The sequence below is a fragment of the Bradyrhizobium sp. CAR08 genome (assembly GCF_052871955.1).
Map to the genome: position 1 here is coordinate 375,873 of NZ_JBIXJX010000002.1, position 23,829 is coordinate 399,701.

The window sequence follows — 23,829 nt, forward strand, 5'->3', positions numbered from 1 at the left end:
GGGCGCCTTATACGGATTTCGGCTGACTTGGCAAGGTTGCAGGCGCCGTTTCGGCGCGGGGATCGCAATGCGGGCGGCCGGATCCGCCGCCGACCATCATACCGGCTTGATTTATTTGTTTGTATATCATACAAATAAATCAACCGGAGCGAACTCCAATGGCAGAAAAGCCGGCCCACGAGCCCCTCAAGGAGGCAGGCGATCCCAAACACGCCGCCCGCGCCACGCGGTCGGCCGGCCGCAAAATGCGCTCGCTGCTGCTTGATGCCGCGAGCCCGCTGTTTCGGGAGCGGGGGCTGTCGGGTACGGCGATCACCGACATCGCGGCCGCTGCGAACGCGTTCCCGAGCCAGATCACCTATTATTTCCGTACCAAGGAGGCGCTGTTCGTCGAATGCGCCTGCCGCGAGCTGCTGTATCTGGCGCGGGCGACCGAGCAGGCGGCGCTGAAGGCGCGCGCGCCGCGGGATTATACCCACGCGCTGGCCGAGACCGTGACGACGAGCGATTCGGTGGCCTTCTTCGCCGAGGCGCTGACGCTGACGCGGCGGCGCCAGGATCTCGCGCCGCTGGTCGAGCGCACCATCGAGCGCCTGCACAGTGAAGGTGCGCGGGCCTATGCGAGCCAGGTCGCGCGGCACGGCTGGCGCTCCCTGCGCGCGCCCGACGAGAGTTCGCGGCGGTTCTGGGCCGTCGCCATCGGCGTCATCCTTGAGGGCTACGCCATGGGCCGTTCGCCCGAGGCGCTGTGCGCCGAGATGCTGCGCGTGCTGGGCGAACAGGCGAAATCCTCTGATGACACTGCGCGGCTGCGCCTCGTCGACGCGCGCGACGCATCGAGCAATTCGAATGAGGAGGATTAGGCCATGACTGCGCTTCGCATGCGTGCCCGCGATTTCCTGACCGACGAGCAACTTGCCGACGTGCGCCGGCGCGTGACCTGGAAAGGCGTCGCGCTGATCGCGCACGCCTGGGCGCTCATCATCGCGGCAATCGCCTTGGTCGCGTGGTGGCCCAATCCGATCACTTATGTGCTCGCCGTTGCCATCATCGGCTCGCGCCAGCTCGGGCTCGCGATCCTCATGCATGACGGCGCGCATGGCTGCCTGTCCCCCGACGAGAAGACCAATCTGACCCTAAGCCAGTGGTTCTGCGCCTATCCTCTGTTTGCGGAGACGCGCAGCTATCGGCGCTATCACCTTCAGCACCATGCGCGCACCCAGCAGGAGGACGATCCCGATCTCGTGCTGTCGGCGCCGTTTCCGATCACGAAGCTGAGCTATCGCCGCAAGTTCATTCGCGACCTCACCGGGCAGACCGGCTACCAGCAGCGCAAGGCGCAATTGCTCAACGCGCTCGGGCCGAAGGACTGGCCATCGCGGCAGCGCGCGGCGCATTTGTGGGAGAAGCTTGGCCCGCAATGTCTGGTCAATGGCGCGATGTTCGCAGCGCTCACGGCGGCCGGCGTGTGGTGGGCCTATCCGCTGCTATGGCTGGTGCCGCTCCTGACCTGGATGATGGTCATCACCCGCATCCGCAACATCGCAGAGCACGCGGTCGTACCTGACAGCAGCGATCCCCTGCGCAATACCCGCACCACCTATGCCAATTTCCTCGAGCGCTTGTTCATCGCGCCGTACTACGTGAACTACCACCTCGAACATCATCTCTTGTTCTACGTGCCCTGCTACAATCTGCCGAAGGTGCACCGCTTGCTGAGTGAGAGCCGGCATGCGGGCCGGATGGAGGTGCAACCGAGTTACGCCGCCGTGCTGCGGCTTGCGACCGCGAAGCCGAACCGCGATGACCGGCCGGGGCAATTGGTCAACAGCGCGCGCCGCGCGCAGGCGGGGTCCGAGGTCGATGCCAACCAGACGGCTGGCGGATTCTAGGAACCCGTCACTCCGGTTGAAGGCTGCCAGTCGAAGGCTGATCGAAGTTCCCATCTTGGCTTGACATTCCGGCCCCGGACAGTGTCTACGGCCCCCTTTGGAGCTTGATCCGGAACCATGGCCTAAGGCCGCGCGTCATCGGCTGCCGGTTCTCGCAGGGATCACGCCCGACAAGCAGGGAGCGCCGATGACGGCAGCATTCACATTTCCGGGGCAGGGTTCCCAGGCGGTCGGCATGGGCAAGGCCCTGGCCGATGCCTTTCCGGTGGCGCGCGCCGTGTTCGACGAGGTCGATGCCGCGCTGGGGGAGAAGCTGACGGCGACCATCTGGGATGGTCCGGCTGAAACCCTCCAGCTCACCCAAAACGCCCAGCCGGCCCTGATGGCGGTGTCTATCGCCACCCTGCGGGTGCTGGAGGCCGAAGCCGGGTTTTCCGTGCGGCGGGATGCGGCCTTCGTCGCCGGCCACTCGCTCGGCGAATATTCGGCGCTGGCCGCGGCCGACAGCCTGACGATTTCCGACACGGCGCGGCTGCTTCGCATCCGCGGTCTCGCAATGCAAAAAGCTGTGCCGGTCGGCGTCGGTGCGATGGCCGCTCTGCTCGGCCTCGACTACGAGGCCGCCGTGGCGGTGGCGGAGGAGGCCGCTCAGGGAGAGGTCTGCCAAGCCGCCAACGACAATGGCGGCGGGCAAGTGGTCGTCTCCGGCGACAAGGCTGCGGTCGATCGCGCCGTCGAGATCGCCAAAACCAAGGGCGCTAAGCGAGCAATGCTGCTGCCGGTGTCCGCACCGTTCCATTGCAAACTGATGCAGCCGGCTGCCGACGCAATGGCGGAGGCGCTGGCCGGGGTCACGATCAAGGCGCCGGCCGCCCCGCTGGTGTCGAATGTGCTGGCGAGCGCGATCACCGATCCCGACGAGATCCGCCGGCGCCTGGTCGAGCAGGTCACCGGCACTGTGCGGTGGCGCGAGTCGGTTGCCTATATGGCGGGGCAGGGCGTCACCCGTTTCTTTGAGATCGGTGCCGGCAAGGTGCTGACGGGCCTGGTCAAGCGTATCGCAGACGGTGCCGTCGGCGTTGCGGTCGGTGGTCCCAACGACATTGCTGCTGCCAAAGATGCATTGGCTGCTGCCAAGCAGGCCTGAAGCGCGATAATTCGTCGTCGCGCGCGAGTTCTACAGTTGACGCACGACCCTTTCGGAAAACCGCTGCGCGCGTTTCCGGATCGTGCCTTGGAGGAGTTATCGATGTTCGATCTGACTGGCAAAAAGGCGCTCGTCACCGGCGCAACCGGCGGCATCGGCGGCGCGATCGCGCAGGCGCTGCACGCGCAGGGCGCCACCGTCGCGATATCGGGGACGCGCAAGGAAGTGCTGGATGAGCTTGCAGGCAAGCTCGGCGAGCGCACCCATGTGCTGCCCTGCAATCTCTCCAAAGTCGAGGAGGTCGAAGCGCTGGTGCCCGCTGCGGAGGCGGCGATGGGACAGGTCGACATCCTCGTCGCCAATGCCGGCATCACGCGCGACAATCTCTTCGTGCAGCTCCGTGACGAGGACTGGGAGGAGGTCATCAACATCAATTTGACCTCGACCTTCCGGCTTGCCCGCGCCGCAACCAAATTGATGATGCGCAAGCGCTTCGGCCGCATCATCGCCATCACTTCGGTGGTCGGCGTCACCGGCAACCCGGGGCAGGGCAATTATACTGCGTCGAAGGCAGGCCTGATCGGGATGATCAAGACGCTGGGTGCCGAATACGCCAAGCGCGGCGTCACCGCAAACTGCATCGCTCCCGGCTTCATCAAGACGCCGATGACCGATGCGCTCAACGACAAGCAGCGCGAAACGATTCTGACCAAGGTTCCGGCCAATCGCCTGGGGACGCCAGAGGACATCGCGGCGGCCGCCGTCTACCTGAGTTCGAACGAAGCGGCCTATGTCACCGGCCAAACCATCCACGTCAACGGCGGCATGGCCATGATCTGACGCCTCATGCCGCACCGCCCCCCTAGGCAGCCGAATGCGGCAAACGGCCGTTTCCGGAGCGAAATGAGGCTTGTAGTCAACGCAATTGAAGTATGATAACCGGACCTTCAACGGATGGGCAAAGAACGCCATTGCAGGTTTTTGAAACCCTGTATATTGGCGATGCGGAGCCTTGGCCGTCATTCGCCGGGCCTGCATCGGTTAGGATGGGGCCAGATCAAAGTTCGTAAGCGAAGGCAGTCAACGACCACGACGGCTCGTATCGTCCCGGGGGGTCGGGTCTACAGGGAACAACACGAGGTTATGCAATGAGTGAGATTGGCGAGCGGGTTAAGAAGATCGTGGTCGAACACCTTGGTGTTGAACCCGAGAAGGTTGTCGACGCTGCGAGCTTCATCGACGACCTCGGCGCCGACAGTCTGGACACCGTCGAGCTGGTGATGGCGTTCGAAGAGGAATTCGGTTGCGAGATTCCGGACGATGCCGCGGAAACGATTCTCACCGTCGGCGACGCCACCAAGTTTCTCGAGAAGAACGCGAAGAGCTAACGCTCTTCATTTTCGCGGGGACAACATTGAAACCGGACGGACCGCCCAACAGCGGTCAGCCGGTTTCTTGTTATTGGCCGTGAATCTTTCGATGCGGAGTTTTCGGACATGAGGCGGGTTGTCGTTACGGGTCTTGGCATGGTTTCGCCACTCGGCTGCGGAGTCGAGCCGACCTGGAAGCGCATCCTCGACGGCGAAAGCGGCGCACGCAAAATCGAGAGCTTCGATGTCTCCGATCTTCAGACCAAGATCGGCTGCACGGTCGTGCGCGGCGACGGCACCAACGACACTTTCAATCCCGACATCTGGATGGAGCCGAAGGACCAGCGCAAGGTCGACGACTTCATCATCTTCGGCATGGCCGCAGCCGGCCAGGCGCTCGACGATGCCAACTGGCATCCCGAGACCGAAGAGGATAAATGCGCCACCGGCACCATGATTGGATCCGGCATCGGCGGCCTCAACGGTATCGCCGAGACTGCGGTCCTGCTGAAGGAACGCGGGCCGCGCCGGGTCTCGCCGTTCTTCATTCCGGGCCGCCTGATCAATCTCGCCTCCGGTTATGTCTCGATCAAGCATGGGTTGAAGGGGCCGAACCATTCGGTGGTCACGGCCTGCTCGACCGGCGCTCACGCGGTCGGCGATGCCGCCCGCCTGATCGCGCTCGGCGATGCCGACGTCATGGTTGCGGGCGGCGCGGAATCGCCGATCGGCCGCATCGGCATTGCCGGCTTCAACGCCGCGCGTGCGCTCTCGACAGCCTTCAACGAAACGCCTGAGAAGGCCTCGCGTCCCTACGACAAGGACCGGGACGGCTTCGTGATGGGCGAGGGCGCCGGCGTTCTGGTCCTGGAAGAGCTTGAACACGCCGAGCGCCGCGGCGCGAAGATCTATGCCGAGGTGATCGGCTACGGTCTCTCGGGCGATGCCTACCACATCACCTCGCCGTCACCCGACGGCGACGGTGGCTTCCGCAGCATGGCGGCAGCGCTCAAGCGCGCCGGCCTTACCGCGTCCGATCTCGACTACATCAATGCGCACGGCACCTCGACACCGCTCGGTGACGAGATCGAGCTCGGTGCGGTCGAACGTCTGCTCGGCAATGCCGCTTCCAAGGTCGCGATGTCCTCGACCAAATCGTCGACCGGTCACCTTCTGGGTGCGGCTGGCGCGATCGAGGCGATCTTCGCCATTCTCGCGATTCGCGATAATGTCGTGCCACCGACCATCAACTTGGACAATCCATCGGTCGAGACTGCGATCGATCTCGTGCCGCACAAGGCGAAGAAGCGCGAGGTCAACGTCGCGTTGTCGAATTCTTTCGGTTTTGGCGGTACCAACGCGTCGGTGATCTTCCGGCGTCCGGTCCAATAGTTTGTGTTTGCGACGAATCCACCGTTTTGCCGTATTCGGCGATAGTCATACAAGTGGGCGCGTGTACTTGGCCAGACAAGCGATTGTCGGGTCGCATTTGAACCGGCAGGATTCAGGTTGCTTCGATGAGTGAAAGGCCGCCCATTTCGCCCCGGAGCCCGCGGGCAGCGCTCGAGCCCGAGCAGGTCCCGCCGCCGCCGAAGCGATCGGACCGCGCGCGCAATCCGTTCGTGATCGTCGGCAACGCCATCATCACCCTGCTGCTGATTGCAATGATCGGTGCGGGCGGCGTGTACTATTACGGCCGGCAGGTGCTCGAGGCGCCGGGACCGCTGAAGGAAGACAAGATCGTCAACATCCCGCAGCGCGCCGGCAAGCGCGACATCGCCGAGACGCTGAACCGGGAAGGCGTGACCGACGTCAATCCGTGGGCGTTCATTGCCAGCGTCGCTGCGTTGAAGGCGAGCTCGGACCTCAAGCCCGGTGAATACTCGTTCCAGAAGAACGCGTCCTTGCGCGACGTCATTGCCACAATCGTCGAGGGCAAGGTGGTGCAGCATGCCGTGACGATTCCGGAGGGCCTCACCTCCGAGCAGATCGTGGCGCGCCTGTCCGACAACGACATCTTCACCGGCAGCGTGCGTGAGCTGCCGCGCGAAGGCACGCTGCTGCCCGAGACCTACAAGTTCCCGCGCGGCACCCCGCGCGATCAGGTGATCCAGCGCATGCAGCAGGCGCACAAGCGCGTGCTGACCGAGATCTGGGAGCGCCGCAATCAGGACATTCCGGTCAAGAGTCCGGAGCAACTGGTGACGCTGGCCTCGATCGTCGAGAAAGAGACCGGCAAGCCTGACGAGCGCAGCCGTGTCGCCGCGGTGTTCGTCAATCGCCTGAAGCAGAGGATCAAGCTGCAGTCCGATCCCACGATCATCTATGGCCTCGTCGGGGGCAAGGGCACGCTCGGCCGTCCGATCAAGCGCAGCGAGATCACGCAGCCTTCGCCCTACAACACCTATGTCATCGAGGGCCTGCCGCCGGGCCCGATCTCCAACCCCGGCCGCGCCTCGCTCGAGGCTGCCGCCAACCCGGCCCGTACCCGCGACCTCTATTTCGTCGCGGATGGTACCGGCGGGCATTCCTTTACCGAGACCTACGACGCGCACCAGAAGAACGTCGCCAAGCTGCGCGCCATGGAAAAGCAGATCCAGAACGACACGGTCGAGCCGGCCGAGGACGCGCAGCCGCCGGCCGCCGCCGCGCCCGGCGCCGCCGATACGCCGACGGCGACGACGCCGGCACGCCCCAACCAGCAGAAGAAGCCGCCGGCCGCTCGCCCCCCGGGTCCGCCGCCGGCCCGACAAGGCGCGGTGCAGGCCTCGCCCCCGGTGGTGCAGCGCTAGGCCTGCGCGTAGACCTGCCCCGCGGGACTTTGCGGATTACATTTTCCTGCAAAATAGTCTTAAGATTCGCGTGGCTTGATGGCCGCGCGAATCCCGTGCTTCTGGAGAAATTGACCTGATGGCGTTGTCGTCCATGACCGGCTTTGCCCGAAGCCACGGCGCGAGTGGGCCGTATACGTTCGAATGGGAATTGAAGTCGGTCAATGCCAAGGGCTTTGACTTGCGGGTGCGGCTGCCGCAGGGGTTCGACGAGCTGGAGGCTCATGCCAAGAAGCGCGCCGCCGAGCTGCTCTCACGAGGCACCGTCTACGCCAATCTGACCGTCAAGCGGGCCAATGCAGCCACCAGCGTCCGCGTCAACGAGGACGTGCTCAACGCCGTCCTCAAGGCCGCCGCCGTGATCGCCGGCAAGGTCGATGCGGTCGCGCCGAGCGTCGACGGGCTTTTGGCCATCAAGGGGGTCATTGAGGTCGCCGAGCCCGAGGGCGACGAGGAGGAGGACAAGGCCGCGCGCGCCGCCGCCGCGGATGCCTTCGACAAGGCGCTCGCCGAACTCGTCGAGATGCGCAAGCGTGAGGGGACCTCGCTCGGGCAGATCCTGATCCAGCGCGTCGACGAGGTCGAGCAGCTGGCGAAGAAGGCGGAGGCCGCGCCCGGTCGCAAGCCGGAGGCGGTCAAGGCCAGGCTCGCCGAGCAGATCGCGAGCCTCCTCGACACCTCCGACCGTTTTGATTCCGACCGCCTGATGCAGGAAGCGATCCTGATTGCGACCAGGGCCGACATCCGCGAGGAGCTCGATCGGATCGCCTCGCACATCGCGCAGGCGCGCGAGCTGATCGGCAAGGGCGGCCCGGTCGGGCGCAAGCTCGACTTCCTGGCGCAGGAGTTTCACCGCGAAGTCAACACCTGCTGCTCGAAGTCGAACGACATCGAGCTGACCAATACGGGGCTCGCCATGAAGAACGTGGTCGAGCAGTTCCGCGAGCAGGTCCAGAATCTGGAGTGATCGATGACGATTGGCGGTCACGGAACTGATGGTGTCGAGCGGCGCGGATTGATGTTCGTGCTGTCCTCGCCGTCGGGCGCGGGCAAGACGACGCTGTCGCGCATGTTGATCGACCGTATGCCCGGCCTTCGAATGTCGGTGTCGGCGACCACGCGGGCGATGCGGCCGGGCGAGGTCGACGGCAGGGATTATTCGTTCGTCGACAAGGCTACCTTCGGCGCGATGGTGAAAGCCGACCAGCTGCTGGAATGGGCGACCGTGTTCGACAACAGTTACGGCACGCCGCGTGCGCCGGTCGAGGCGGCGCTGTCAGCCGGGCAGGACGTGCTGTTCGACATCGACTGGCAGGGCACGCAGCAGCTCCGAGAGAAGGCGCGCGCCGACGTCGTCAGCGTGTTCATCCTGCCGCCCTCGGCTGCCGATCTCGAGAAGCGGCTGCATTCGCGCGCGCAGGATTCCGACGAGGTGATCCGCAAGCGCATGAGCCGCGCCAGCCACGAGATGAGCCACTGGGCCGAGTACGACTACATCGTCATCAACCACGACGTTGACGAGGCCTTCGCCGAGGTGCAGTCGATCCTGAAGGCCGAACGCCTCAAGCGCGAGCGGCAGACCGGCCTCGTGGGCTTCGTGCGAGGTCTGCAAGGTCAACTTCAAGGCTAGTAGGCTGCGTCAGCCGCGGCCCGTCCTTCGCCAACCGTTCCAGCATCGTCGTGATCACGTCGATGTCGATGGCGTTCTCGACTCCCGCGTCGTCATGGCCGGCCGGCTCTTCGTCATTCACGTCGTTGGCCGCGAGCTGCGGTGCGGCCTCGATCTGGAATTCTCCGTTGAAGATATCGGCCTCGTCGAGCTCTGCGGCCTCGACGTGGACTTGGTCTTGCGCTTGCGGGGCGAGCTCGTCGATCACATCGATCTCGCGATCGATCGCGGCGAGCTGCGCGGTCTTGAGCTGGGTTGACTGCGGACGCAGGGCATCGAAATCCACCGGGCGGGGCTGCCGAGCGTGCGGCGCGCCGGCGGGCGCAGCGTTGAGCCAGGGTGCACGGCCATCGTCGTGATCGTGCGGCTCAAAATTGTCCCAGTTGACGCGGCGCTGGTCGGCGGCCTGGACGCGCATGCGTCCACCGGCGAAGCGGTAGATGACGCTGGCGAGGATGCCGGCAAGCGCCAGCGCGCCGCCGATCACGAGCAGCAGCATCTGGAGCGAGCCGGTCTGCTTGTCGGCGGTGCTGTCTGCCGCGGCCAGAGCCATCGGAGCAGGGGACTTCGCCGGCTTCGCGGTCGGCTGCGCGGCGGCCGCGACAGGTGCAGGCGACGGCTGCTCTGTGGGCGCGGCGGACGCCGTGGAGGCGTCGGGCCAGCGCCCGGCGACGGCGGGCTGCTGTGCGTTGGCGTCAGCGGAGGGGTTCGCAGCTTGCTGCGTCGGCGCCGGTCCCGCCTGTGCAGGCGTCTTCACGGCGGCGATGCTCTGCGGCGTCAGATATTCGGCGCGCGCGTCCTCGACCGAGTGCTGCTGCGGCACGGCTGAATCCGCTGCAGGCGTATCGGGCGCAGTCTGTGCGGTTTGGGTGGCCTTGCCGCCTTCGGCGCGCAGATACCAGCACTGCCGCTTGGTCGCGCGCTCGAGGCGATAATGCCAATGCTGGCCCTGCGGCGCGGCGCCCTTTGGCGAGCCAAGGCAGTCGCTCGCGGCATTTGCCGTGCTCGGTGGCGTCGATGCATTCTGCGACACGGCGGCAAGTGGCGCGCCGGCAATGATGCTGCCTACGAGGGCAGATAAGAATTTTGCGGTGCGGTTGCCCATCCTGGTCTCCCGATTACGCATGACGCAACTCGTTACCTTCCCTTTGTCGTCAAAGACTTGGGTGGCAATGAGCCGCAAATCCGGAGAGGATGTGGCCTGAATCGGGCTTGCGCGGCGTTCGTTCCCCCGCGAAACCAGACTTTTTCGCTGCTATTGCTTGGTCGAAGTCCAGGTTCCGCCGCAGCCGTCCGAGCGGCGGAAGGAACCGGAGCCGCTGCGGGCAGCGAGGCGGCCCGAGCCGGTAAAGGTCACGCCATCGCCTTGACCGAACGTGCTGACCGCGCCGCTCGCGCTGACGGTACCCGTGACGCCTTGGCCTATGACCTTGCCCGAGGAGACCACGACCGCGCCGGACGTGGTGCCGCCGCAGCCGACGCTGACGACCATCCAGGCGCCGTCGAAACTCACGCCACCGCCTCCACCACCGCGTCGCGAGGAGCTGCGCGGCTCCTCGGCGGGCTTGCTGCGGCGCGCCGAGGGCGCCGGCTCGGCGGAACGATCCGACCGCGAGCCGGACAGCGACTTCTCGTCATTGCCGATCGAGCCGCCGGCGCTGCCGGACTGCGCAACGGCGGACGGTGGAGCGCCGACGGCGGACAGGAAGACGGTCAGGGCAATCGCAGGGATGATGGCGCGCATGAGTAAAAATCCAGAATGAAAAATCGTATCAGCGGCCGGAGCCGTCGGCACAGACGGAACCGATAATGCGGCAAGCTTTGCCAGCCTTGCCGCATTCGTCAAGCGCGGCATCTTTCGCGCGCTGCACGCTGTCGCGCTGGACCAGCGACCAGGATTTGTCGGAGATCGCGAACGCGCCGCAGCGGTTGCCATAGAAAGACAGCTCGATCGGACATTTGGCGCCGGCGCAATTGCCGCGCGCATCCGCCACCGCCGCGCGCCGCGAGGCGTGGTTCCAGGAGATTCCCCATTTGCTGCCGTCGGGGCCGTAGACGATCGAGCCCCATGGCTTCAGGTCCTCCATCTTGCGCATCCGCAGCAGCAGGCCCTCGGTGGCTTCGCCCGTCGGCGCCATGGAAATCCGTTGCTGGAGCTTCGTGATCGCGCGCGTCAGTCCGTCAGGGCTGTCAGGATCGAAATTGAGCTCGTAGAGCCGCTCGCTGAGTTCGCTCAGCAGGGCGGCATCGCGCAACGGGACGCGGTCTGGATCGGCGCGCAGCCGATCCGCCGGCAGCCGATCGGGCTGCATCGCTGCGACCTGCGGCGGCGCGGTTTGCGTGGGGGCGACGAAATAGAAGGTGCCGTCGATCGGCGAGGACGACACCCAGGGCTGCTGCGCGCCGGACGTGGCGCGCTTCACCGCGAGGCCGACCTGGTTGAAGGTCTGGAACACGTCGAGGCCCGCGGTCCGGACCGTCGCGGCCAAGGCCTTGGTGTAGGGGCTGTGGCCGTCGCTGCCGTCCTGGGCGACGTTGCCGGGTTGGGTTGCGTAGGAGATCAGCGTGCCCTCGGGCGCGCGCATCTGCGCGAGGCCGCCATCGGAGGCGCGCAGGCCGCGTGAGCCGAAGGGGTTGTTGCGGCAGGCGTCCAGGATCACGAGGTTGAGGCGCGTGCCCGATCCCTGCATCTGGCGCAGCACGAGGTTGACATCGGTCATCTGGAAGTCGACGTCGGCCTCGCGGGTCGGATTGGCGCCGACCGGCACGAGATAGTTGGCGCCCGAGACCTGCACGCCGTGGCCGGCATAATAGAACAGCGCGACGTCGGCGCCCTGCACCTGCCGGCCAAAGCTCTGCACCGCCAGATCCATCGCGCCCTTGTCAAGATCGAGTTGGGCGCGGCCTCCGACCAGCGTAAAGCCGAGCAGGCCAAGCGTGTCCGCCATCAGGCTCGCGTCCTTGGATGGATTGTCGAGCGGCGTGATGTTCTTGTAGGCGGAGTTGCCGACCACGAGCGCGATGCGCTTCTCGGCCGATGCCGGGTGCGTTGCGACGACGAGCAGGGCTGCGACCAGCATCGCCAGCCCCGGGACGCGATTGAAAATCCTCGCGCGCATCAAAATTCCCCAAACAATATCGCCATTCTACCAGCTCGAGGCGCGGGCGAAAAGCGGTGCGACAGTGTGTACAGCGTTGGCCGGTCGCGCCGGGGAGGGCGCACGCTTGCGCGTTCCCGCGGCAGATTCTGCCCGAACCTTGCTGCCGTTCATCGCCCACTGGAGGCCAAAGGGCGCAGGGAAGGCCGGGCGCTGGCGGCACCCGTTGGTCCGTGCGCTACAGGAATGCACACGGGGTGGACCGATAGGGTGGCCGATCGCCCGGCCTTCCCTGCGCGGATGGTTTTAACGGTGTCCTTCGTGCTCTCCCCGGGGAGCGATGCACTATTGCCCCCGTCGCCTGGCCGATCGCTGATGCGCGCGCCCGGTCGGGCCGCCACATCACCGCGAGGCTTGACGCACAGACCCCGGGCGTCAGGACCACACGACTTCTCCGTCCGCGGACGGTCCGGCCGAAATCATCGAGGGCTTGCGTGTGCTCACCCCCGATGACCGACAAGCCCGCTCTCCAGCGCCGTGTCGTACGCGTCGCGCGAGGACTCACGGTTGCCCGCCCTGTCGTCACGCCGCCCGCGCCGTCGCTGCCGCGTCCACCGCCACCCGGCCCGCATGTCGTGACGGTCGCGAACGCCCCTTTGGCAGGGCCAGGATGACGGGCGTATGCCACAAATCCGAAATTCGGAAAAGCGAAATATTTTTGCGCGGAGGCCTTGACGGGGGTGTTTTGCCCGACGCGTCAGCGCCGGTGGCGAACGACCCAAATCGGGCTTGGAGCCACCTGAAACGCTTGTCATCCGCTGGCAAGAACAATGTCGAAATGCGCGACCAACGCATGCCTCTCAAGGCGTGATGGCGAATTTTGCAGAGTAACGATTAACCTTTCCGGATGCGGGGCCGCATTGAGCCAGCGGTCGGTCACGTTTTCTTCTTCGCCAGCGAAATACAACTGGGTCACCAGGCAATCGAACCGCCCCTCAACGGTGAGATGAATGTGCGGCGGCCTGACGTCGCCCTCTGCTGTCGGATAGCGGCCCGGTTTGACGGTACGAAAGCTGTAGTGCCCGGCCGCATCCGTTGTGAGACGCGCGAAGCCTTTGAAATTGGGATCGAGCGGCGCCGGATTGATATCACTCGGATGACGATATTTCCCCGCCGCGTTGGCTTGCCAGATGTCAATGCGTGCATGCGGCACCGGCGCTCCCGAACGCGTGAGCACGCGTCCGCTGAGATGGATGAGCTGGCCCAGCGCCTCAGCGGTGCTGCCGCTTGGACGCGCCAGATCGGTTGCCAGATCGGGGTGCTCCGAGACCGGGTAGAACGGGCCGACGATCTGGGGCGGCGTGATCGCCAATGCTGCTGCATCGCGGCCACTCGTCTGGGCTTTGGATGGGGTCTGGCTCATCAAGGCAGCTTGATATCCGCATCCTTGACGACCTTGCCCCAGTGGGCGATGTCACTCCGGATTCCCTCACCAAATTCTGCGGCGGTGCCACCCACGGCTACGGCTCCTATCTTGTCGAGCGAAGCGCGGATCTTCGGCTCGAGAAGTACCTTGTTAATTGCCTTGTTGAGCTGCGACGTTACTTCCGCAGCCGTTCCACGCTTCGCTGCAAAGCCGATCCAATCGGCTGTCACCAGATCGGGAAAGCCTGCCTCGATCACAGTGGGAATGTCTCCCAGGGCAGCAATCCTGGTGGGGGCGGTGACGGCAAGCGCTCGCAACTTGCCGGTCGCAATGAGGTCAATAACCGGAAGCGTGGTGACAAACATGTATTGGACGTTGCCGCTGATCAGATCGGTGATTGCTTGGGAAAACTGCTGGTAGGGCACGTGGGTGGCGCGCACGCCCGCCTGCAATGAAAACATTTCGCCGATCAGATGCGAGGGGGTCCCGAAGCCCGCGGAAGAGAAATTGAGCTTCCCTGGCTTGCTCTTGAGCAACGCCACCAGACCGGCTAACGAGTCGATCGGCAAGGAAGGCGTTGTAACGAGCACGGTGTAGGATTTCGATATCTTGATCACCGGATCGAAATCCACATCCGCCCGTGTCTCCGCCTTCGGAAGCAGGGCCGGGGTGACCGTCATCGGAAGGCTCATGGTCAGCAGTGTATAGCCGTCCGCCGGACGACCGCTCACGTCGTTCATGGCAATGGTCTGCAGCGCACCGGGGCGATCTTCCACCACAAGTCGCCAGCCTTCATTGGCGGCGAGCTCGTCGGCGATCATGCGGCTGATGATGTCGGGCGGTGTCCCCGCGCCGGCAGGGACTACAACACGTATGAGATTGGACGGATAAGGTTGCGCGGCGACCTGGCCGGGCAGCAACAATCCCGCGAGGCTTCCGAACAGGAAGGTGCGACGGGGTACATGAATGTTCGACATGGCTGCTCCAAACCTTGGCGGTGGAGGGTAACGCGAATTGCAGCTTGTCCCGCGGATCTATATAAGAAAAGTTCTATTTCTCGATAGTTCTATTCCATTTCGGAAAGGGTCGCATGCTCGATGCATCCCAAATCAGCCGTCGGATCAAGCTGCGGCAACTGAACGTGTTTATCGCCGTCGTGGAATACGGGAGCATGGCGAAGGCGGCCGAGCACCTAGCCATTTCTCAGCCTGTCATATCCAAGATGATGGCAAGCCTGGAGCAAACGATCGGCCTTCCGCTTCTGGAGCGCAGCCGGCTCGGCGTTGAGCCCACGCTTTATGGCAAGGCCTTGCTCAAGCGCAGCATTGCTTTGTGCAACGATTTGCGGAGCGGCGTCGACGAGCTGCAATCGCTCGCTGATCCCGCGGTGGGTGAATTGCGCATTGGCAGCACCGAGCCCGTGATGGCCGGACTACTGCCCGCCATCATTGACCGGCTATCCCGGCAATATCCGAGGCTCGCGCTTCACATCATCGAGGGCGAACCGCCGGAGCTTCAGGATCGTCATCTGCGCAATCACGACATCGACCTCATGATAGGGCGCCTGCCGAGCCCGACACCGGCTGCCGATACCGATGTCGAAGTGCTGTTGCACGAAAGCGGTGTCGTTGTCGCAGGCTTGCACAGTCCGTGGGTGCGGCGGCGCAAGATCCGCCTCGACGAGCTGGTCAACGAGCGTTGGTGCCTGCCGCCGCGCGAAAGCTTTCCGGGCGGCTGGATTGCCAACGCATTTCACGCCTCCGGGCTGGAGGTGCCACGTGCCAGCGTAACCGTGTATTCGATCCTTATGCAGTCGGCGTTGCTCTCGTCGGAACGATTCCTGAGTTTCCTTCCGGCATCGATGTTGCACTTCAGCGCGAAGCGGCTGTCGATGAAGGTTTTACCGGTGGAAATGCCTATTCAGATGTGGCCGATCGGGATCATTGCGATGAAGGGCAGAACGCCGAACCCTGCTCAGCGGCTGCTCGTCGAGTGCGCCCGGGAGGTCGCAAAGCCGCTCGCAGGTAAGCGAAACGCCTCGCCCAATCGGCGAAACTGAAACTGATTGTTCTTCTGCTTCACATCGCGTCGTTCCGCTCCTGCGCGGCCAATGTCGGCTACCGGGGCAAGGCGGTGGCTGCGAGCGCAGCGAACATTCCGGAGTGCTGCCGGGGAACGATTTCTGGAATGCTTGTCTTCGCCGGAAATGACGCCGAGGAGATGGCGCGGTCCAACCGGATCACCTCGGGAAACTTATCCTTCCGGCCGTCGTTTAATTGCGGCTGAGGAGACGCCATGCCGATCAAGGACCAGATCAAAAATCTCGCCAAGAAGTTCGTTGAGGATCACCCCGACGCGGCAACGCTGCGGGCGCTCGTGCGGGCTCGGAAGCCGACAGCCATCCGTTTCGACGACGATGGCATCGTGCCGAATAACCCGCATTTTCCCGTCTTGCTCTATCGCGGTGCGGTGAACCTGAAGACCCGGCGTTTTGCTCCAGAGGTCATCATCGACACGCTGTTCGATCGTCACGGCTGGGGCCGCTCTTGGCGCGATACGGTTTATGACTTTGTCCACTATCATTCGCAGATCCACGAAGTGATGGGCGTGGCACGCGGCACGGCCAGGATCGAGTGCGGCGGGATCAAGGGGCGAATCCTGAGCGTGAAGGCCGGAGATGTTCTGGTCCTTCCCGCAGGCACCGGACACCGACTGATCGAGTCCAGCCGGGACTTCCTGGTCGTCGGAGCGTATCCGCAGGAGGGGACGTATGACGAGTGCACCGACACGCGAGAGCGTCCTGAGGCCAGCAAACGCGTCGCCAAGGTCCGCAAGCCGAAGACCGATCCCGTGCTGGGTGCCGGCGGCCCGTTGCTCAAATCATGGCGGATAAAGCCATCGCGATCGTGAGGCGGGGGATCGCTTTTGCTGTGCCGGTTCGAATGTCGTTGTTGGAACGCCGCCCGTCTTTGTCAGGTCAGATAATCCGGCGTGAAATCCGCGAGCGCGCGGAGCTCGTCGGGTTGCAACAGCTCGATCTCGCTTCCCTCCCAGGCAATCAATCGGCGCCCTCTCAGCTCCTGGATGGTGCGATTGACGTGGACGATCGACAGTCCGCAGGCATCGGCGACGTGCCGCTGCGTCATCGGCATCTGGAAGCGGCCGTTCTTGACGAGGCCCACGACCTCCAGTCTTGCGGCGAGCTCGCAGATCAGATGGGCCACCTTCGGCAGTGCCGCCTGTGCGCCGAGGCGCGCGATCCATTGTCGCGAGATCGCCGCATCGATCAGCGTCTCGCGCCAGAACGCGCGGGTCAGGTGAATGGAGCCGTCGAGCAGCTGCTTGAGTTGGCTGTGTGCGACGTAGCCGACGAGGGAAGGGCCAAGACCGACGAGGTCCGCATCCATCGGCGAGACCAGCAGCGTGTGGAGGCACGGCATGTCGCCGGGAACGTGGAAGGCGAGGATCTGGCTGCGATCGCCGACGATGCGCGCCTGATAGAGGAAGCCGCTGACGACGAAAACGCAGCGAGAGGTATCTTCACCCTGGCGCAGCAGGGTCTCGCCGTCGGAGACCTGGCGCAGCGTGGACGGCAGAGCCGCGATCTGGCGGCGTTCGTCGTCGGAGAGGCCTTCAATCGCCTGGAGATGTGCGATGAACTTGGGGTGCGGCATAGAGAGGAGGAGGTGTTTCAGTCGTCACCCGGCATCGCCGGCTCGAGCAGGCATCGTGAGAGTTTCGCGATGGTCCAATCGGACACGGGAACCGCCTGGAACTCGCGGATGGCGCGCGCAAGCTCCTGATCCGACATCGGCCGCGCCGGCTCCTTCAGCGTGCCTCGCTGGAAGGCAGCGCTGATACTGTCCAGGTGCTCGCCCGACTCCGATGCGAACAGGTGGCGAATGCGCTTCAGGATCGTCGTAGAGCTCATGCGAATGGCGGGCGCAGTCCGCGATCGAGGGACGGTGGGCTGCGACCAAGTAATGTCGCAGACCGGTAGCAACCTGTGCTTCCGACCAGCGTTCTAGTCCGCTGGATACGGGCCAGATGTATCATTTGATCGAACCGGCAGGATTTTGGCGGGACACATGGAAAAAGCCCATGACGTGCTGATCCGGAACTTGGGCGAGCACACCGCGCTAGCCCAGGAGGATGTCGCCGAAATTCGCGGGCTGACCTTTGTGCAGCGCGAGTTCGCGCCGAACGAGGATTTCATCCGTCAAGGTGACGAACCCGAGCATTCGGCGCTGGTCGTTTCCGGCATGATCGCGCGCTACCATTTGCTCGACAGCGGCCGGCGGCAATACCTCGCGTTCCATCTGTCCGGCGACCTGCCGGACTCCCAGGGCTTGTTCATAGACCAGATGGACCATGGCCTCTGCGCCCTCGGACCTGCCTCGGTGGCCTTCATCCCGCATCGCGAATTGTTCATTGCCTTCCGGCGACGACCGACCTTCGCACTGTCGGTTTGGCGCGAGACCCTGCTCGATGCCGCGATCTTTCGCGAGGCCATCACCAACAACAGCGCCCGGCCGATGCACGCGCGCATGGCACACCTGTTCTGCGAGCTGTTCTACCGCGCCCGCGCAGCGCAGCTCGTCCGCGGCAATCGCTGCCGCCTGCCGCTCAGCCTGGCGCAGCTCGGCGAGACCTTGGGTATGGCGATCGCGACGGTGAACCGGACGCTCGCCGACCTCAGGCGGAGCGGGACCATGGACATGCACGACGGCGAGCTCATCGTCATGAAATGGCGCGAATTGCAGCGGCTCGGAGGCTTCAGTCCGACCTATCTGCACTTGAAGCGCCAATCGCCGCCGCATGCGTGAGACCTAAAGCTAACCGTCCGCGGCCGTGCGTCCCATCACCTCGTCAAAGTGCTTCTTCACCCAGTCGTTGCAGGAGCAGGCTCTGGCTTCGAGCGCCGGCGCATCTAGGATCAGGATGGCGCCGCGGCGTGTCGCGAGGATCCGCCTGGCCTTGAACATCTGGATGACGCGGCTGGCATAGCTGCGGGACACGCCGAGCATGCCGGCCAGCTGCTCATGGGTGAGGGGGATCTCGGGGCCGCCGACGTGCTCCTGCGCGGAGATGATCCACTTGGCGGCGCGCTGCTCGATCGAATGCGCGGCATTGCAGGCCGCGGTCTGGAGCAGCTGCGCGAACTGGCAGTCGGCGTAGCGAGAGAAGATTTGCAGAAGCGTGGCCGACCTCTGCTGGGCCTGCTCGAGCACGCGCGGCGGCAGCCGCAGCAGGGTGCCGCCCAGCTTCACGACGATGCGCGAATAGGCCAGCGAGGCGCTGCGGCCGGCGGCAATGCCCACCGCGCCCTCGCGCCCGACCAGCAGGCTTTCGACCTCGCGATCGTCCTCGACCGGCACGGCGAACGACACGAGCGTGGAGCGGCAGGGAAAATGGACCGCCGCCACCTCGTCGCCGGCATGATAAAGGATGTGGCCCGCCTCGAGTTCGACCGGCTGGAGGTGCGGCGCGAGCAGTTCGAAATCCGGGCGGCTGAGCTGCTGGAGAAGATCGTTCTGGGGCCGACCGGTCACATGTCTTGCTCTGGCCGGGAATCGGCACCGGCCAGAACCCTACGTTTCCGTGACGGAGCCGACGGTTCCAAAGTGCACACAAGGCGTTTTTCAGCCGTTGAAAAATGGCCTCCGGCTTGCGGAATTCCAGAAAGTTTTGGCGAGGCATGGGACGAGGCATGGCGCAGCCGAACCCAGCGGCCTTCAACATTGCGAGCTCTGTGCAGGAGTGCACACAGCAGGGGCGCGGCTCCAGCGTAGCGCGCTCGTCGCGGAGCGCCGCAGCCCGTGCGCTCTGCCCGACGGACCGCCGGCCTATACCTCAACGCCGCCGGGCCGGCGGGCCCGAGGGCGGCCGGGATGTTCATCACCCGAAGTTCGTCACCCGAAGCGTGCTTCGCAATCGTGCGCGGGCCGGCCTTTTTCCGCGTGGGCGCGATAGGCATCGATCGCCCTGTTGGCGAGCATCAGTTGCCGGCGCTCGCCGGTCCTGAGCTGGGCCTCAATGGCGTCGAGCAGGACGTTCGCCGTCTCGTCCGGGGAGCCGAGCTCTCCGCTCTGCTCCAGGAAACTCCAGGCGATGAAGAATGCGTTCTCGACGGTGCAGCGAATGGACATGGCTGCCAACGCGGCGCGGCCGTTGCCGTTCCGCGGGACAGACGAATGCTTTGAATTGGCGCGCGTGCCCGCTACTTCAGCGAGCTGCCGATCGAGGTGAACTTCTTGTTCAGCGTAGCGCCGAGATTGTTGACGACGGCGATGATCGCAAGCGCAATGCCGGCGGCGATCAGGCCGTACTCGATCGCTGTGGCGCCGGACTCGTCGGCGAGGAAGCGGCGGATCGTCTGCATGGTTGCCAGAAATCCAAAAAGAGAGCTGGCGAGGACCGTATTCTGCAGAGAGCGGGTTCCCCAATTTGGAACACGGGTCTGCGTCAGTTTCTAGTTCTTGAGCACGATGCGGCCGACGACCTTGCCGGCGCGAAGCTCGTCGATCCATGTTTGGACGTCGGCCATCGGCTCCTCGCGCATCGGCGTCGGCTTGATCTTGCCGGCGCGGGCGAGCGCCATCAGCTCGTGAGCCTCGGTGAGTGTGCCGACCATGAAGCCCTCGATGGTCATGCGCTTGTAGACCCATTGCACCATCGGCAACGTGAACTGGCCCCCCATCAGGCCGGAGACCACGATCTTGCCGCCGCGCGCGGCGACGGCGACCGCGAAAGCCATGGACTTCTCGTTGCCCGCGAAGTCGACGATCTCGTCGAAGCCGCCATCGGTTTCCTTGAGGATGCGCTTGACCACGTCGGGCTCGGCCGGATCGTAGGCCACCGCCGCGCCGTTCTTCAGCGCGGTTTCGCGCGCGGCACCGCTGAGGTCGGCGACCGTGATCGGCTGCTTGAACATGGCCGCCGCGAAGGAAAGGCCCATCATGCCGACACCGCCGAGGCCGATCAGCAGGAGGTTGCGCTGGCGCGGCCGGTCGACCAGGCGCTTGAGCGCGCCGTAGGCGGTGACGCCGGAGCACATCAGCGTCGCGGCCTGGTTGACGGGCAGGGGATCGTAGTCGAGCAGATATTTCGCGTCGGGCACCAGCACGTGGGTGGCGAAGCCGCCGTCGATGGAGACGCCGAGAAAGCGCTGTCTGGCGCAGAGATTCTCGTCGCCATTGGCGCAGTCGCGACACTGGCCGCAACCGATCCACGGAAACACCGCCTTCTTGCTGCCGACGAGACCGGCGAATACCTCGGGGCCGACTTCGTCGACCACGCCCGCGATCTCGTGGCCGAGCGTGAAGGGCAGCGTCATGCCGCGCGTGGTGTCGAGCTTCTTGCCGCCGCCGAGATCGGCGTAGCCGTCCTGGATGTGCAGATCGGAGTGGCAGAGGCCGCAACGCTCGATCCGCACCAGCACCTCTCGACCTTGCGGCTTCGGCGTCTCGACGATGGTCTCGCACAGCGGCGCATCGAACTTGACGAGGGACTGCCGACGCATCAACGCCATATTTCTTCCTCCGAAATTATCTCTCTGTTTCGCTGCGTATATTGGCCAATTCACGGGCCATGGCAACAAAGCCGGAAATCGGAACGGTCTCCGCGCGCCGCGTCGCATCGACGCCGGCAGCTGCGGCGAGCCGCGCGGGATCGGCGCCGAGCGCCTTCAGGCTTTGCCGCAGCATCTTGCGGCGCTGGCCGAAGGCGGCGGCCGCGACCTGTTCGAGCAGCTTGCGATCGCAGGCGAGAGGCGTTTCGCGCGGGATCAGTCGCACAACGGAAGACGTAACCTTCGGCGGCGGCACGAAGGCGGACGGCGCGATGTCGAACAGGATCTTGGTCTCGCAGCGCCAATTGGCGAGCACGCCGAGTCGGCCGAAGGCCTCTTCGTCCTCGCGCGCCACGATGCGCTCGCCGACCTCGCGCTGGAACATCAGGACCATCATTTCGTACCAGGGCGGCCAGGGTTCGGTGGTGAGCCAGCCGACGAGGAGGTGGGTCGCGATGTTGTAGGGCAGGTTGGCGACGATTTTTGCTCTTTCGCCTGATAGCAGCGGGCGCGGGTCGAAGGTCATGGCGTCGCCATGGACGATCTCGAGACGGCCGGGATAGCGCGCAGCAATATCCTGCAAGGCAGGGATCGCGCGCTCGTCATGCTCGATGGCGATGACGCGTCTGGCGCCGAGCGCGAGCAGGGCGCGCGTCAGCCCGCCCGGGCCGGGGCCGATCTCGATGATGGTGGAATCCTCGAGTGGAGCCGCCGCACGCGCGATGCGCGCGGTGAGATTGAGGTCGAGGAGGAAGTTCTGGCCGAGCGATTTGCGCGCCGACAAGGCGTGCTGGCGAATGACCTCGCGAAGCGGCGGGAGGTCATCGATCGTGCTCATCGGGTTTTCGCAGCCGCCATCCGGCTCGCAAGCCTCAACGCAGCGATCAGGCTTGCCGGATTGGCCTTGCCGGTGCCGGCGATGTCGAAGGCGGTGCCGTGGTCGGGCGAGGTGCGGATGAAGGGCAGTCCGAGCGTGACGTTGACCGCGTCATCGAAGGCCACAGTCTTGATCGGGATCAGCGCCTGGTCGTGGTACATGCAGACGGCGCAGTCATAGCTGTTTCGCGCGGCTTCGTGGAACATGGTGTCGGCGGGGAGCGGTCCCTTCGCCTCGATACCGTCGCCCCGCAACGTCTTGATCGCCGGCGCGATCACGGTCTGCTCCTCGTGGCCGAGCGAGCCGTCCTCGCCCGCGTGCGGATTGAGGCCGGAAATCGCGATGCGCGGATTCGCGATGCCGAAGCGGGATTTGAGTTCGGTCGCGACGATGCGCACGGTCGAGACGATCAGCTCGCTGGTGAGCTGGGCCAGTGCATCGCGCAAGGAGACGTGGATGGTCACGGGCACTACGGCGAGCCGCGGCGACCACAGCATCATCACCGGCTGCGGCGTGGGGCCGTCTTCCGCGGCGAGCTCTGCGAGGAATTCGGTATGGCCGGGATGGCGGAAGCCGGCACGATAGAGCACGCTCTTGGCAATCGGATTGGTGACAACGGCGCCGGCGCGGCCCTCGCGGACATCCGTGACCGCCTGGCGGATCGAGGCGAGCGCGGCCGGCGCGCTCGATGCGTCGGGCTTGCCGGGCGCGGCGCTCGCGGGCTCGCCGGACGCAACCACGGGCAGGGCCTCGGAGAAGGCGGCCTCGGCCTCGCCGGTGGTCACCGAAGCGATCCTGACGGCAGCGCCGAGCGCCTTGGCGCGGCGGGCGATCAGCGCCTCGTCGCCGAGCAGATAGAAGGCGGGCAGGTCCAGTTCGCGGCGCTTGAGCCAGGCTGCGATGGTGATGTCGGGGCCGATGCCGGCAGGCTCTCCCAGCGTCAGGGCGAGGGGCTTGGCAGGCTGCTTGGCCATCAGCGGTTGCGATACTCGATCATCGCCGCCTTGCGGAGCTCCTCGAGATAGGTCTTCTGGGTCTTCTCGTACTTCTCCTGATACATCTTCTCGCGGACCTCGCGCTTCTTCGGCGTGTCGATCATGGTCGGCTTGCGCGAGCACAGCACCACCATCTCGATGCCTGCCTTGGTCGTCTCGGGCGCGGTCAGGTGGCCGATCGGCGTGTCGTCGAGCACCTTACGCAGCGCCTCGGGTAATTCAGCGGTGGTCTTGGTGACGACGTCGCGGATGGTGGCGTTCGGCGTGGAGCGGAACAGCGAATTGGCTTCTTCGCAGCTTCCGACGCGCGAGCGATACTGCTCGGCTTCCTTATGCCGTGTCTCCAGGAACGCCGGCGACGAGCCCCGTGGCACGATCAGCACGATCGGCTGCATCTTGTATTCGGTGCCCTCGATCTGCAGCTTGTCGCCGGTCTGGGCCTGCACGGCCTGCGCGACGTCCTTCTCGCCGACCAGCAGCTTCTCCTTGAAGCGGCCGCGCACGAGGCTGGTCCAGACCATCTCGGCCTTCATGCGGCTCTTCAGGGTTTCGGGGCGGACGCCCTTGACCTCGAGCGACTTGGTGAGCTGGTCCGGCGAGATGCGCATGCGCTGCGCCATGCCCTCGTAGGACTGGTTGATGTCGGAGACGCCGGGGTCGACACCATATTTCTTGCCTTCCTTCATCTTCACCCGGTCGTCGATCAGCTCGTTGATGACGTCCTGGCGGGCCGGTGTCTTCTGCGTCGTCAGCTGGTCGAGCTTGGAGCGCTGCTCGATGTCGAAGTCGGTGATGGGATCGCCGTTGACCATCAAGACGATGTTCTGCGCACGCAACGGCGCGCCGGCCAGCAGCAGGGCGGCGAGGATGAGGAAGAGGCGGAAGACAGGCAATGGGATCGTCATATTTGTCGCTCGCATGTCAGCCGAGGTGAACCTGCGATCGGGAACACGC

The 23,829-nt window shown here is 64.9% G+C and carries 26 protein-coding genes; 12 read left to right on the forward strand and 14 right to left on the reverse strand.

What is annotated here, in order from left to right; all coding sequences use genetic code 11:
• Positions 1-158: 158 nt before the first annotated feature.
• The 9 genes from ACIPUD_RS05515 to gmk all read left to right on the forward strand — a co-directional run bounded on the left by ACIPUD_RS05515 (position 159) and on the right by gmk (position 8,870).
• Positions 159-863, forward strand: a complete 705-nt coding sequence (locus ACIPUD_RS05515; protein ID WP_247368408.1) for a TetR/AcrR family transcriptional regulator C-terminal domain-containing protein — start codon at positions 159-161, stop codon at positions 861-863.
• A gap of 3 nt (positions 864-866) precedes the next feature.
• Positions 867-1,892 carry a fatty acid desaturase family protein gene (locus ACIPUD_RS05520; protein ID WP_018459119.1) on the forward strand — a complete coding sequence of 342 codons (1,026 nt, stop codon included), beginning with the start codon at positions 867-869 and terminating at the stop codon, positions 1,890-1,892.
• A 187-nt stretch (positions 1,893-2,079) separates the two neighbouring features.
• The gene (fabD, locus tag ACIPUD_RS05525) at positions 2,080-3,039 is read left to right on the forward strand and encodes an ACP S-malonyltransferase (RefSeq protein WP_026233738.1); all 960 of its coding nucleotides are present in this window, start codon (positions 2,080-2,082) and stop codon (positions 3,037-3,039) included.
• Positions 3,040-3,141: 102 nt separating this feature from the next.
• Complete coding sequence (gene fabG / locus ACIPUD_RS05530; protein WP_085396013.1) at positions 3,142-3,879, forward strand: 3-oxoacyl-[acyl-carrier-protein] reductase; 738 nt, start codon at positions 3,142-3,144, stop codon at positions 3,877-3,879.
• 308 nt (positions 3,880-4,187) lie between these two features.
• Positions 4,188-4,427 (forward strand): acyl carrier protein, encoded by a 240-nt coding sequence (locus ACIPUD_RS05535; protein ID WP_006020277.1) that lies wholly within the window; start codon positions 4,188-4,190, stop codon positions 4,425-4,427.
• A 108-nt stretch (positions 4,428-4,535) separates the two neighbouring features.
• Positions 4,536-5,801, forward strand: coding sequence for a beta-ketoacyl-ACP synthase II (gene fabF / locus ACIPUD_RS05540; RefSeq protein WP_026233736.1), 1,266 nt, complete (start codon positions 4,536-4,538; stop codon positions 5,799-5,801).
• A gap of 125 nt (positions 5,802-5,926) precedes the next feature.
• Positions 5,927-7,201: an endolytic transglycosylase MltG gene (gene mltG, locus ACIPUD_RS05545; RefSeq protein ID WP_018459115.1), complete on the forward strand. Its 1,275-nt coding sequence runs from the start codon at positions 5,927-5,929 to the stop codon at positions 7,199-7,201.
• A 118-nt stretch (positions 7,202-7,319) separates the two neighbouring features.
• Complete coding sequence (locus ACIPUD_RS05550; RefSeq protein ID WP_018459114.1) at positions 7,320-8,207, forward strand: YicC/YloC family endoribonuclease; 888 nt, start codon at positions 7,320-7,322, stop codon at positions 8,205-8,207.
• A 3-nt stretch (positions 8,208-8,210) separates the two neighbouring features.
• The gene (gmk, locus tag ACIPUD_RS05555; RefSeq protein ID WP_018459113.1) at positions 8,211-8,870 is read left to right on the forward strand and encodes a guanylate kinase; all 660 of its coding nucleotides are present in this window, start codon (positions 8,211-8,213) and stop codon (positions 8,868-8,870) included.
• On the opposite strand, the gene ACIPUD_RS05560 is transcribed toward gmk, so the two are convergent.
• The 5 genes from ACIPUD_RS05560 to ACIPUD_RS05580 all read right to left on the reverse strand — a co-directional run bounded on the left by ACIPUD_RS05560 (position 8,803) and on the right by ACIPUD_RS05580 (position 14,410).
• A complete protein-coding gene (locus tag ACIPUD_RS05560; RefSeq protein ID WP_018459112.1) occupies positions 8,803-10,014 on the reverse strand; it encodes a hypothetical protein in 1,212 nt (403 codons plus the stop codon). The genes gmk and ACIPUD_RS05560 overlap by 68 nt on opposite strands.
• 150 nt (positions 10,015-10,164) lie before the next feature.
• Positions 10,165-10,653: a hypothetical protein gene (locus ACIPUD_RS05565; RefSeq protein ID WP_018459111.1), complete on the reverse strand. Its 489-nt coding sequence runs from the start codon at positions 10,651-10,653 to the stop codon at positions 10,165-10,167.
• A gap of 28 nt (positions 10,654-10,681) precedes the next feature.
• Positions 10,682-12,028, reverse strand: a complete 1,347-nt coding sequence (locus ACIPUD_RS05570) for a caspase family protein (RefSeq protein WP_446480234.1) — start codon at positions 12,026-12,028, stop codon at positions 10,682-10,684.
• Between the two features lie 790 nt (positions 12,029-12,818).
• Positions 12,819-13,430, reverse strand: coding sequence for a protocatechuate 3,4-dioxygenase (locus ACIPUD_RS05575; protein ID WP_247338059.1), 612 nt, complete (start codon positions 13,428-13,430; stop codon positions 12,819-12,821).
• The gene (locus tag ACIPUD_RS05580) at positions 13,430-14,410 is read right to left on the reverse strand and encodes a Bug family tripartite tricarboxylate transporter substrate binding protein (protein WP_446480235.1); all 981 of its coding nucleotides are present in this window, start codon (positions 14,408-14,410) and stop codon (positions 13,430-13,432) included. The genes ACIPUD_RS05575 and ACIPUD_RS05580 overlap by 1 nt, the downstream gene beginning before the upstream one ends.
• A 113-nt stretch (positions 14,411-14,523) precedes the next feature.
• Here ACIPUD_RS05580 and ACIPUD_RS05585 point away from each other — a divergent pair, with 113 nt between their 5' ends.
• A complete protein-coding gene (locus ACIPUD_RS05585; RefSeq protein WP_446480236.1) occupies positions 14,524-15,492 on the forward strand; it encodes a LysR family transcriptional regulator in 969 nt (322 codons plus the stop codon).
• 236 nt (positions 15,493-15,728) lie between these two features.
• Positions 15,729-16,343, forward strand: a complete 615-nt coding sequence (locus ACIPUD_RS05590; protein ID WP_085352918.1) for a cupin — start codon at positions 15,729-15,731, stop codon at positions 16,341-16,343.
• Positions 16,344-16,405: 62 nt separating this feature from the next.
• Here ACIPUD_RS05590 and ACIPUD_RS05595 read toward each other — a convergent pair whose 3' ends face one another.
• Both ACIPUD_RS05595 and ACIPUD_RS05600 read right to left on the reverse strand, forming a co-directional pair.
• A complete protein-coding gene (locus tag ACIPUD_RS05595; RefSeq protein WP_018459105.1) occupies positions 16,406-17,107 on the reverse strand; it encodes a Crp/Fnr family transcriptional regulator in 702 nt (233 codons plus the stop codon).
• Between the two features lie 17 nt (positions 17,108-17,124).
• Positions 17,125-17,364 (reverse strand): hypothetical protein, encoded by a 240-nt coding sequence (locus ACIPUD_RS05600; protein WP_018459104.1) that lies wholly within the window; start codon positions 17,362-17,364, stop codon positions 17,125-17,127.
• A gap of 157 nt (positions 17,365-17,521) precedes the next feature.
• Here ACIPUD_RS05600 and ACIPUD_RS05605 point away from each other — a divergent pair, with 157 nt between their 5' ends.
• Complete coding sequence (locus ACIPUD_RS05605) at positions 17,522-18,259, forward strand: Crp/Fnr family transcriptional regulator (protein ID WP_018459103.1); 738 nt, start codon at positions 17,522-17,524, stop codon at positions 18,257-18,259.
• A 9-nt stretch (positions 18,260-18,268) separates the two neighbouring features.
• Here the strand turns inward: ACIPUD_RS05605 and ACIPUD_RS05610 are convergent, their stop codons facing one another.
• The 7 genes from ACIPUD_RS05610 to ACIPUD_RS05640 form a co-directional block, all read right to left on the reverse strand.
• Positions 18,269-18,985 (reverse strand): Crp/Fnr family transcriptional regulator, encoded by a 717-nt coding sequence (locus ACIPUD_RS05610; protein ID WP_018459102.1) that lies wholly within the window; start codon positions 18,983-18,985, stop codon positions 18,269-18,271.
• 360 nt (positions 18,986-19,345) lie between these two features.
• Complete coding sequence (locus tag ACIPUD_RS05615; protein WP_018459101.1) at positions 19,346-19,582, reverse strand: hypothetical protein; 237 nt, start codon at positions 19,580-19,582, stop codon at positions 19,346-19,348.
• 71 nt (positions 19,583-19,653) lie between these two features.
• A complete protein-coding gene (locus ACIPUD_RS05620; RefSeq protein WP_018459100.1) occupies positions 19,654-19,815 on the reverse strand; it encodes a Flp family type IVb pilin in 162 nt (53 codons plus the stop codon).
• A gap of 90 nt (positions 19,816-19,905) precedes the next feature.
• Positions 19,906-20,964: an alcohol dehydrogenase gene (locus ACIPUD_RS05625; protein WP_018459099.1), complete on the reverse strand. Its 1,059-nt coding sequence runs from the start codon at positions 20,962-20,964 to the stop codon at positions 19,906-19,908.
• 16 nt (positions 20,965-20,980) lie between these two features.
• Positions 20,981-21,841: a 16S rRNA (adenine(1518)-N(6)/adenine(1519)-N(6))-dimethyltransferase RsmA gene (gene rsmA / locus ACIPUD_RS05630; protein WP_018459098.1), complete on the reverse strand. Its 861-nt coding sequence runs from the start codon at positions 21,839-21,841 to the stop codon at positions 20,981-20,983.
• The gene (gene pdxA / locus ACIPUD_RS05635; RefSeq protein ID WP_446480237.1) at positions 21,838-22,854 is read right to left on the reverse strand and encodes a 4-hydroxythreonine-4-phosphate dehydrogenase PdxA; all 1,017 of its coding nucleotides are present in this window, start codon (positions 22,852-22,854) and stop codon (positions 21,838-21,840) included. Before pdxA ends, rsmA begins: the two co-directional genes overlap by 4 nt.
• Positions 22,854-23,780 carry a SurA N- domain family protein gene (locus ACIPUD_RS05640; RefSeq protein WP_026233734.1) on the reverse strand — a complete coding sequence of 309 codons (927 nt, stop codon included), beginning with the start codon at positions 23,778-23,780 and terminating at the stop codon, positions 22,854-22,856. The genes pdxA and ACIPUD_RS05640 overlap by 1 nt, the downstream gene beginning before the upstream one ends.
• Positions 23,781-23,829: the final 49 nt, after the last annotated feature.